This window comes from Pseudomonas sp. NPDC089547 (assembly GCF_050280665.1).
Lineage (GTDB): Bacteria > Pseudomonadota > Gammaproteobacteria > Pseudomonadales > Pseudomonadaceae > Aquipseudomonas.
In genome coordinates, this window is record NZ_JBNNVS010000016.1 from 45,176 (window position 1) to 55,277 (window position 10,102).

The window sequence follows — 10,102 nt, forward strand, 5'->3', positions numbered from 1 at the left end:
AATGACCAATGAATACATCATGAGTCATACATTGAAGAAAAGGAGCCTGCCATGAAACGTTCGATTGCTGTCATTGCCGTTGCCGCTGCCCTCACCTCGTTCGGTGCCTTTGCCGATGCAGGTAACAGCCGACCGGTCAGCAGCAGCGCCAACTATGAGTACGGCATGCCGCTGGATGTGGCCAAAGTGATCTCGATCACCCCGGCCAGCAACGCCGCCGACTGCCAGGTGGGTACCGCACACATGGTGTATGTGGACCACCAGGGCCAGAAACGCGAAGTAGACTACCGCGAAATGGGCAACTGCTCGCAGCAGTGAGTCACGCCAGCACCTGGGTGATCCAGGCCACCTGCTGGTTGAAAGCGTCAATCTTTACCTGAGGCACCGCATCGCGGGCACGTTCGAAGTTGGCCAGGGTTTGCTGCTTCTGCTTCAGCATGCGCCGCCACTTCACCAGAAACGCCTCGCTTTTTTCCTGCATCAGCACCGGGCCGAAGTACAGCTGTTCAGCGGTGTACGCTGCCCCGCCCGGCTCGGCGACGATGATTTCGTAGTCGAAGCGGTTTTCCCGCAGCAGTTCTTCGCTGACGATCTGGTAGCCATTACCCGCCAGCCAATGGCGCAGCTCGCACTCAGCGCCATTGGGCTGCAGCACCAAGCGCGTAACGCCAGACAAGCGCTGCTTGCCGGCCTCCAGGATCTCACACATGGTTTCGCCACCCATGCCGCAGATGCTGACCACCGAGATACGGTCTTGCGGCTCGACCGCAGCCAGGCCATCGGCCAGGCGTACAGTGATGTCGGCCTCCAGGCCATTCCTCACCACCGTGCGCTGAGCCGAAGCGAACGGCGTCTGCGCCACCTCGCCTGCCACCCCGGCCTCGATCACGCCACGCAGCATCAACGCTACTGGCAGAAAGCCATGGTCCGAGCCGATGTCAGCCAGGCGCGCGCCCTGCGGCACATGTGCAGCCACGCGCTCCAGGCGCCTGGACAAAGTCTGTTCGTTCAAAGTGTGCCCCCGGCTTTGCAATGGGGCGCGATTCTGACGGCGAACGCCGCGCATTTCAAACACCGGGGCGCCCTCGACCCGCCCGCCCCGCTCGCGTAGGCTTGCCGCTTTCCTTCCGTTGCAAGGCAAAACACACCATGGCACAAGCAGACATCATCTACACCCCGGACCCGGACGCCGAGTCGATTTCGTCCGACGTCGCCGAGTACAACGGCGTGCTGGTTACCACGCAGATCCCGACCCACGCCGATGGCAGCCTGGAACTGGGCGATATCGTCGCGCAAAGCGAATGCACCCTGCAGGCACTGAAAGTGGCGCTGGAAAAGGCCGGCAGCGGCATGGACCGCGTGCTGCACCTGACCATCTACCTGACCGACATGGCCGACCGCGCCGCGTTCAACGAGGTGTACCAGCGCTTCTTCAGCAAGCCTTGGCCGGTGCGGGCGGCCGTGGGTGTGGCCTCCCTGGCATTCGACGGCATGCGCGTCGAAGTGACCGCAATGGCCGCCAAGCGCTGATTATCGCCTGATCCGCATTCCCTGTAGGAGCGGCCTTGCGTCGCGATCGGGGTGCGCAGCGCCCCCAGATTTTCAGCTTCGCCGCAAATATTGCCGGGGCCGCTTCGCGGCCCTTTCGCGACACAAGGCCGCTCCTACAAGCACCCCGATGATGCCGCCAGCCCGTTTCACCGCTACAATGCCCGCCTAAACCGTGACAGCCCGAAAATATAACGACATGTCCCTTCCAAAGAATCACCTGGAACTGCTCAGCCCTGCCCGTGACGTGGCCATCGCCCGTGAAGCGATCCTGCACGGCGCTGACGCCATCTACATCGGCGGCCCAAGCTTTGGCGCGCGCCATAACGCCTGCAACGAAGTCAGCGATATCGCCGAACTGGTCGAGTTCGCCCGTCGCTACCACGCACGCGTATTCACCACCATCAACACCATCCTGCACGACAACGAGCTGGAGCCTGCGCGCAAGCTGATCCATCAGCTGTACGACGCCGGTGTAGACGCGCTGATCGTGCAGGACCTGGGGGTGATGGAGCTGGATATCCCGCCGATCGAGCTGCACGCCAGCACCCAGACCGACATCCGTACCCTGGAGCGGGCCAAGTTCCTTGACCAGGCCGGTTTCTCGCAGCTGGTACTGGCCCGTGAGCTGAACCTGCAGCAAATCCGCGCCATCGCCAGCGAAACCGACGCTGCCATCGAGTTCTTCATCCACGGTGCGCTGTGCGTGGCCTTCTCCGGCCAGTGCAACATTTCCCACGCGCAAACCGGCCGCAGCGCCAACCGGGGCGATTGCTCGCAGGCCTGCCGCCTGCCCTATACCCTGAAAGATGACCAGGGCCGCGTGGTCGCGTTCGAGAAGCACCTGCTGTCGATGAAGGACAACAACCAGACCGCCAACCTGGCCGACCTGGTCGATGCCGGCGTGCGCTCGTTCAAGATCGAGGGCCGCTACAAGGACATGGGCTATGTGAAGAACATCACCGCCCACTACCGCAAAGAGCTCGACGCCATTCTGGAGGGCCGCCCGGCTTATGCGCGTGCGTCCAGCGGCCGTACCGAGCACTTCTTCCTGCCAGACCCGGACAAAACCTTCCACCGCGGCAGCACTGACTACTTCGTTACCGACCGCAAGGTCGATATCGGTGCCTTCGACTCGCCAACCTTCACCGGCCTGCCGGTGGGCGTGGTGGAGAAGGTCGGCAAGCGTGACATGCAGGTGGTTACCGATGTACCGCTGACCAACGGCGACGGCCTCAATGTGCTGGTCAAGCGCGAAGTGGTGGGCTTCCGGGCCAACATCGCCGAACCGCGTGGCGAGTTCGAGGAAGATGGCAACAAGCGCTACCGCTACCGCGTCGAGCCCAACGAAATGCCCGAAGGCCTGCACAAACTGCGGCCTAACCACCCGCTTTCGCGCAACCTCGACCATAACTGGCAGCAGGCCTTGCAACGCACCTCGTCCGAGCGCCGGGTTGGTGTGGAGTGGCATGCCGTGCTGCGCGAACAGCGCCTGATGCTGACGCTGAGCAGTGAAGAAGGCGTAAGCGTGCAGGTGGCCCTGGATGGCCCGTTCGGCGCAGCCAACAAGCCGCAACAGGCACTGGACCAGTTGCACGACCTGCTCGGCCAACTGGGTACCACCATGTACCACGCCGGCAGCATTGAGCTGGACGCGCCGCAGGCTTACTTCATCCCCAACTCGCAGCTCAAGGCGCTGCGCCGTGAAGCCATCGAGGCGCTGACCGAGGCGCGTATCAAGGCGCACCCGCGTGGCGGGCGCAAGGCCGAGACCACGCCGCCGCCGGTGTACCCCGAGTCGCACCTGTCGTTCCTGGCCAACGTGTACAACCAGAAGGCCCGCGACTTCTACCACCGGCATGGCGTGCAACTGATCGACGCGGCCTACGAGGCCCATGAGGAGCACGGCGAAGTGCCGGTGATGATCACCAAGCACTGCCTGCGCTTCTCCTTCAACCTGTGCCCCAAGCAGGCCAAGGGCGTGACCGGCGTGCGCACCAAGGTGGCACCGATGCAGCTGATTCAGGGTGACGAAGTGCTGACCCTGAAATTCGACTGCAAACCCTGCGAAATGCATGTGGTAGGCAAGATGAAGAGCCACATCATCGACCTGCCGACCCCAGGCAGCGCGGTGGCCCAGGTGGTGGGGCATATCAGCCCGGAAGACCTGCTGAAGACCATTCCGCGGGGGATGCATTGATCGTTAGCCTGTAAGGGCCCTTTCGCGGGCTCGCCCGCTCCCACAGGGAATATCCACAGCCTCCATGGCTGTGCAGCACCTGTGGGAGCGGGCATGCCCGCGAAGAGGCCATTCAAGACACAAAAAAGTCTCAAATGAGACTTCGGCACTTGATCACCCTCTCAGTTCCTGCACAATAATTGCCATGCGATTCACGCGAGGCATGCCGATGCACCCCACTCCCCACGACGAACGCCTGCTCAAGGCCCTGGCCCACGCCATCGTGGTCCACCCCCGCGCCACCCTCAAGGAGCTGGCCGAAACCGCTGGCGTCAGCAAAGCCACCCTGCACCGTTTCTGCGGCACCCGCGACAACCTGCTCGCCATGCTCGAGAACCATGGCGAGCGGGTGCTCAACCAGGTAATCGACAATGCCGCCCTGGACACGGCCGAACCCCTGGCCGCAGTGCGCCACCTGATTGGCGAGCACCTCAAGCACCGCGAGATGCTGGTGTTCCTGATGTTCCAGTACCGCCCCGACACCTTGCTGGGCGACAGCGAAGACCGCCGCTGGCTGGCCTACACCCAGGCGATGGATGCGTTCTTCCTGCGGGCGCAGCAGGTGGGTGTGTTGCGTATCGACATCAGCGCTGCCGTATTCACCGAGATGTTCATCACCCAGATCTACGGCATGGTCGACGCCGAGCGGCGCGGCCGCGCGGCCAGTGCCAATTCAGCGCTGGCGTTGGAGCAATTGTTCTTGCAGGGGGCGCTGTCCAGGCCCTGAAAGCCAGGTTTGCACGGTCCGTTGGGGCTGCCTTGCTCAGGACCTCCCCCCGTTCTGTGCGTAACGCGGGGTAGCGCTCGGGTCGACAAGAAAGATGTCCCTGGGCAGGCGAAAACCGCGCAACTTGAGCAACGCCAGCGGGCCTTCACCCAGCTCGGTACGCAGGTGCCAGGTCAGGCCCAGGCCATCCGGCGCGCTCAGCACCACCCGAAACCGGCTGTCGCCGTCGTCCAGCGGGGTGACGCTGGCTTCCTCCAGCAGGCGTATCAAACCCCAGGTGCCCTGGTAGTCCGCATACAGCCGTTCGCCGCCATGGATGCCGGTCCAGGTCAGGCTGATACCGGGGTGGTCGCCCTGCCCTGGCCAGCGAAAGCGCTGCCAGCGCTCGCGCTGGTTGAAGTAATGATGCTTCTCGCCGTTGAGCACGAAGCTGGTCTGCACCACGTCCCGCACGGGTTTGCCACGCAGTTCGAAGCTCATGCCCATGCCGCCGTCGGTGTAGAGCACATCTGCCAGCTGGCTGAGCTGGTTGATGGCCTCCAGAAAGGCAGGGTTGAAACGCAGGCCCTGGCTTTGCCGGGGGTCGATTACCCAACGGCTCCCTTCTTTGCGCACCAGGCCACTGAGCTGTTGGTGCAAGAACTGCTCAATTCGCCCGGAGTCGGCGCGAATCATCTGCCCGAGCATGGCCAGCGACGCATCACTGCTGGACGCGGCGAAGGGGTAACGGTTGTCGAATGCGCCATGCCACTCATCGACGATGGCACGCTGCCAATCCCGGTTGAGGCCTGCGGATGACGGTTGCAGGATCTGCTGCCAGGCCTGCGTCAAGGGTTGTACGAACAACGCATGGGCCACCGGGCCCCATTCTGCGCCCAGGCTTGCGGCAATCAGGTTGCCATAGGACTGTGCATCGCTCAGGTCCACGCCCTTGCCCTGGAACACGGTCTGCGCCATCACTTGCGTCATGGCCTGCGGGTCTGGGGCATTGGTTATCTGTTGCAGCTTCAGCCGCACACTCGTAACGCGCGTAAGGAAGGCTTGCAGGCTCAACTGGTCGCTGCCGAGTCGGCCTTCGGGGTCTTTGCCCAGCAACGCCATCAGCGGGCCGAACGTACTGTCGAGTGGGCCGCTGGAAGCTTGAGCCAGCGGATCAACCCGCGCTGGCGCTTTCTGCCCCACCAGCTTCTGTGCCGACTCGATCAGCGAGTCGGCCAGGGCCTGGCCACGGACACCCGCCTGCCCTTGGTAGCTCAGTGTGTTCATCAATGCGATCAGGGGCGATTGGCGTGCATCGCTCATCACCGTCAACTGGGCGATCACGTCATGCAGGTTAGCGCTTTGCTTCCAGCGCAGGCTGTTGAGAAAGGCCAGCCAGGCACTGCTGTAGTCCCGGAAATAGCGCGCAGTCAGCCGCGCTTTCAGTTGCTCAGGGCTCAGCTCGCCCGCGACATCGCCCACGTTGTCGCTAAGCACCCAGTCGATTTCTTCACGGCGCGCCTGTGCGGCGTCATCGATGGCCGCGCGGACCTGGCCCTCCCAGGCTTCACGGGTGAACACGCCGGGCACGTGACCGGTGCTGGAGAACAGGGCGGTCGGGTCTGTGTCGCCAACCATTTGCTGCAAGGCCATCGGCGGGTAGTGGTTGGCGGCGGTGTCGAGGAGTTGCTGGTACAGCGTGGCTTCCCCGTTGCGTTGGCCCAGCTCTGCGAGCAGTACCTGGCGGACTTGGCCGATTAGCCGGGGGTTGGCCTTGATTGCCCACTCCGGATGGTCGGGCAGGTGCTCGGCGTAGAACCGCCACATGGCTGGCTGCTTTGCGCCCACACTCTCGACCAGGAAGCCTACATCAGCCTTTTCCGGGCGAGCCAGCATCAGGTAGGCCTTGAGCACGTCATAGGCCTGCTGCGCTCGCTCGGCACGTGCCGGGCTGCCAGGGGCAAGCTTGACCAGCGCGGTGAGCTGGCGCTCCAGGTCGGACGCGGCTGGGTCACGAAGCAGGCGGTCGTTAGCCTCAACATACAGCGGCCAGGCTGCATCACGCAGTTCATCAGAGCGGTTGAGGCCAAAGCGTTGATACCAGGGCGCGCCGTGCGCGCTGCGGTAGGCCAGCCGGGACAGTTCGCGAACCAGCTCGCCCAAGGCGTGCATTGGATCACTGCCGGCCTCGGGCTGTTCCAGCGCCCGGTATGCGGCATCCACTTGACGGAGTTCGACACGGTTGCTGGCAAAGGACACCAACAAGCCGATGGCCCAGACAGCCGCCAGCCCGAGGGCCGAAGCGTAGACGATTCGACCTGGGTGCCAACCCAATCTGCGGGGTCGAGCAGGTTGATCACTGACAATGCCAGACCATGCGGGGCTATCAAACCAGTGGCGATCCAACCCCGAGTGACTGATTGAGCGCAGTGGCAAACTAAACCACACGCCGCGTAATGCAATCTCACGTTCGCTGGGTAGCGCACGCAGCGCGGGGAGCCAGCGCGCAACGGTTCCGGTCTCGATGCCACGCGACAAGCGAAGCAAGAAGTCATGACGGGTATCCTTGCGAATCTGCGCCAGGCCCTGTGCACGCAGAGGCGAAACGAGCCGCCCCAGATGCTCCGCCAATTGCTCGGGCGCCAGCCGCGGTGGAAGCTGGCAACCCACTGCTTGAGCCTGACGCGTGTGCTGCGCCCACTGCGTGTCGCCGACCTCCCACACATGTAATGGCAGTTGCCAATGCAGCTTTCTCGCAAGCGCTTGTAGACGAAAGACACCATCGTTTAGCGTACAGCCATCACCGTCATGATCTTTGCTCAACGCCCAGACCACAGCATCAAGCGCACGCCCCCTGCACAGTGCGCACCAGCCTGAGAACCAGGCAAGATCAGCCTGTTCGCTCCCGCCCCAGACCAACACAAAGTTCTGCCCGTTCAACCACCGCTGCTCAGACAAGCCGGGAGCAATCGCCTCGACGTCGGCCGGCTCGCCAATCACCAAAAACAACCGGACCTTCCGGCGCCAGAAGTAGCCATGCCTCGACTTCAGAGTCTCCAGCAACTCGATAACCCCCGACGCCGACCCGCGAGGGGTTGGAATATCTGCGTCTGCCGGTGGTAACGTGTTATCAAGTACTCGCTGCCGGTGATAGTGATGCCGCTTTAAAGCCAGCAAAAACCCAAATGCCAAATAGGCCACCATCGCAAAAACGATTGTAAGTATTATCGCCCACAGTTTTTGATGGCTCTCCACCAGCCCTATATGGTGCCCATACCGCCACGCTAACAAAGCGAGTGCTGCGAACAAGAACAAGAGCCAGATTGCCCGGCCCACAAAACTCCATGGTCGTCCACTGCGTGTCATGCCGGGCCTCCTGTGGTGGCAGTGCTGATCCAGTACTGCTGCCCTTGCTCAGCCAACATCAACAAAGGTCGCTGCTGATGTTGGACAATTTCAACGCTTAGTGCCGCTAGTAGCCAAGGACTGAAAGGCCCTGGCAATCCACACACGCGCTGTTGAATCCAGCTTTTCTCATGATCCAGGCCAGGGCTTTGATCCATGGAAAGTACCGTCCCTACCACACTCGCCCAAGCCACACTGTCCGCCAGAAGACTGCTCGCCTGGCAAGCGGCCGTTTGCGTTTTGAAAAAGAGCTCAATCTCACTTACTGCTGCCCCGATATCCAAAGGCATGGGGCGCAGTAGTGCGCCTCGCACCGGCAAACCCGAATCACGCGCTAAATGGTCTGGACATACCAGTAGTCCCGCTAGCCCGTCAGAATACGAAGCACCGCCTTGGGTTTGCAGCACCAAAACCAGTGAAAAGTCGGAACTGCCGGCTTTTACAATTTCACTAACCCATTCATATGAAAGATCAGCAACCACATGTAACTCTGACAATTGCGGCTTAGCTGTGGCATTTGCCCAATACTGATGCCAGGTATCACGCAGAGCCTCATACTGAGCAGGCTCCACGTCTGTCAAAATCGTAAGGCACAGCTTTGGCCTTTCCGGCAACCCTTTAAGAGCGGTTGAAAGGCCGGACAATAATGCCTTTAGCCCTGCAATCGCCGGCGCCGGCGCCTGGGCCAGAAAAGAAATACGCCTGGCCTGGCCGGAACGCGACGCAAGTTTTGCGGCACTTTGCATCAGTGTGACTGCAGAAACATCATCAGGCATCACCACGCAACTCGCCAGCACCGCAATATGGCGCTGTGCCCAGTTCTGCCATGACAGTTGCGCAACCTGCATTTGCTCGTGAACAAATCGATGATGGTTCAACTGACCACCGTACATGTAAGCACGCGTGCCGAACATCAACAGCCACACCCCCCAGGGGAGGCAAGCCAATAGCCAAACATTCAACGCCTGAAGCTGTGCCAGGTGCCCCGCCCCGTGCAACACCAAGATTAGTAAGCACGCCAGCATCGCCAGGCCCGCGCCCAGTAACCATCGGCCCAAGGCCAGAGGTGCGGGCTGCTCAATTGATTCCGGCAAGCGCCGTTTCCATCCCATGCTCAGCCCACCCCGCAGTCAGAAGCACTTGAAATCACCTGGCACCCGCATTCACTGCGACAGCCATCAACCACTAGCGCACGGCCGCCCTCAGACCATTGCTCGCTCCCTTCGACAAGCCGGTTGTTACCATGACCTGGTAGTGGACAACTCACCTCATCCCCTACCAGCGCTACCGGTTTGCCTCTGACCGTCATCGTGGACGATGCCGAAATCACTTTTCCGCCGTGGGTAGTAGCATCACCTAATAAAACAAGCCCCTGATACATCGGATAACTCCCTTCTAAAACCCGGCCACGCCTTAAGTTCGTCATAGACAAAACGCCAGCCCAACCGCGCCGATGAGTGAATGTTTAGCCAGCACACATCGAGTTGCTTATTCAACCGTTAATATTTCACGATCACGCTCAGCAGCCATACGAATCGCCTGAAGCTTTTTAAAGCTCGGCTCACCCCGTCTCTCAGTCGAACTGCTGCCATCCGGATAGTGAAACACAGTATAGTTACCCTTACGCTTCACTTTTGGCCCAATGGAATGCGCTATATAGCCAGATGCCTATAACTATCCCGTCGATAGGGATCACCGTTTACGCCATAAGCGACGAACGCGCATAAAGTAGAACGATAAATAGCCTGCACTTCGCGTGCCGCTAATCCGCTGGGCACCTTGACCCTTATAATTACCTTTTCGCCGTCATCATCAAAAGACAAGTCATGTCCCCTGGCAGCAACATCAAGTGCAAAGGTTGAAAATACAAAAAACACTGCCAGATCGCTGATTGTCATAAGCCCCCTAAACCGCAGTTACTTTAACCCCGCCACCATCGCGCCTTTTATTTTGCACTTTCAAGCTCAGCCGCCTTGCGGATTTCCTGAAGCTTTCGAAAGCTCGGCTCGCCCCATCCCTCAGTCGAGCTACTGCCATCTGAATAGTGAAATATTGCAAAGTCACCTTTGCGTTTAATTTTCGGCCCAACAGAACGCACTAAGTAGGCGGAGTGAAGGACAGGTTCAAAATTTACACGTCGAGCACTCAGCGCTAGATACCTAACATAAGGGCTACGACTCGTAGCCAGATACGCAGCCTTTCTA

9 protein-coding genes and 1 pseudogene are annotated in these 10,102 nt (G+C 60.7%); 4 read left to right on the forward strand and 6 right to left on the reverse strand.

All coding sequences use genetic code 11. The features are described 5' to 3' along the window. The first annotated feature begins 51 nt into the window (after positions 1 to 51). Entirely contained in the window at positions 52 to 318 is a 267-nt protein-coding gene (locus ACQKPZ_RS13535; protein WP_427538750.1) for a DUF2790 domain-containing protein, read from the forward strand. 1 nt (position 319) lies between these two features. Here the strand turns inward: ACQKPZ_RS13535 and ACQKPZ_RS13540 are convergent, their stop codons facing one another. Then, positions 320 to 1,012, reverse strand: coding sequence for a tRNA (adenine(22)-N(1))-methyltransferase (locus ACQKPZ_RS13540; protein ID WP_427538753.1), 693 nt, complete (start codon positions 1,010 to 1,012; stop codon positions 320 to 322). A gap of 137 nt (positions 1,013 to 1,149) precedes the next feature. Here ACQKPZ_RS13540 and ACQKPZ_RS13545 point away from each other — a divergent pair, with 137 nt between their 5' ends. From ACQKPZ_RS13545 to ACQKPZ_RS13555, 3 genes are all read left to right on the forward strand, one after another. Continuing rightward, positions 1,150 to 1,530: a RidA family protein gene (locus ACQKPZ_RS13545; protein WP_427538756.1), complete on the forward strand. Its 381-nt coding sequence runs from the start codon at positions 1,150 to 1,152 to the stop codon at positions 1,528 to 1,530. Positions 1,531 to 1,747: 217 nt separating this feature from the next. Further along, complete coding sequence (locus tag ACQKPZ_RS13550; RefSeq protein ID WP_427538759.1) at positions 1,748 to 3,748, forward strand: peptidase U32 family protein; 2,001 nt, start codon at positions 1,748 to 1,750, stop codon at positions 3,746 to 3,748. Positions 3,749 to 3,956: 208 nt separating this feature from the next. Further along, a complete protein-coding gene (locus ACQKPZ_RS13555; RefSeq protein ID WP_427538762.1) occupies positions 3,957 to 4,514 on the forward strand; it encodes a TetR/AcrR family transcriptional regulator in 558 nt (185 codons plus the stop codon). A 36-nt stretch (positions 4,515 to 4,550) separates the two neighbouring features. On the opposite strand, the gene ACQKPZ_RS13560 is transcribed toward ACQKPZ_RS13555, so the two are convergent. The 5 genes and pseudogenes from ACQKPZ_RS13560 to ACQKPZ_RS13580 form a co-directional block, all read right to left on the reverse strand. Continuing rightward, positions 4,551 to 7,697, reverse strand: coding sequence for an ImcF-related family protein (locus tag ACQKPZ_RS13560; RefSeq protein WP_427538765.1), 3,147 nt, complete (start codon positions 7,695 to 7,697; stop codon positions 4,551 to 4,553). A 158-nt stretch (positions 7,698 to 7,855) separates the two neighbouring features. Further along, complete coding sequence (locus tag ACQKPZ_RS13565; protein ID WP_427538768.1) at positions 7,856 to 8,992, reverse strand: hypothetical protein; 1,137 nt, start codon at positions 8,990 to 8,992, stop codon at positions 7,856 to 7,858. 20 nt (positions 8,993 to 9,012) lie between these two features. After that, positions 9,013 to 9,324: a PAAR domain-containing protein gene (locus ACQKPZ_RS13570; protein ID WP_427538771.1), complete on the reverse strand. Its 312-nt coding sequence runs from the start codon at positions 9,322 to 9,324 to the stop codon at positions 9,013 to 9,015. 226 nt (positions 9,325 to 9,550) lie between these two features. Beyond that, complete coding sequence (locus ACQKPZ_RS13575) at positions 9,551 to 9,796, reverse strand: hypothetical protein (RefSeq protein WP_427538774.1); 246 nt, start codon at positions 9,794 to 9,796, stop codon at positions 9,551 to 9,553. Between the two features lie 47 nt (positions 9,797 to 9,843). Further along, a pseudogene (locus tag ACQKPZ_RS13580) lies at positions 9,844 to 10,102 on the reverse strand (hypothetical protein); the annotation flags it as partial.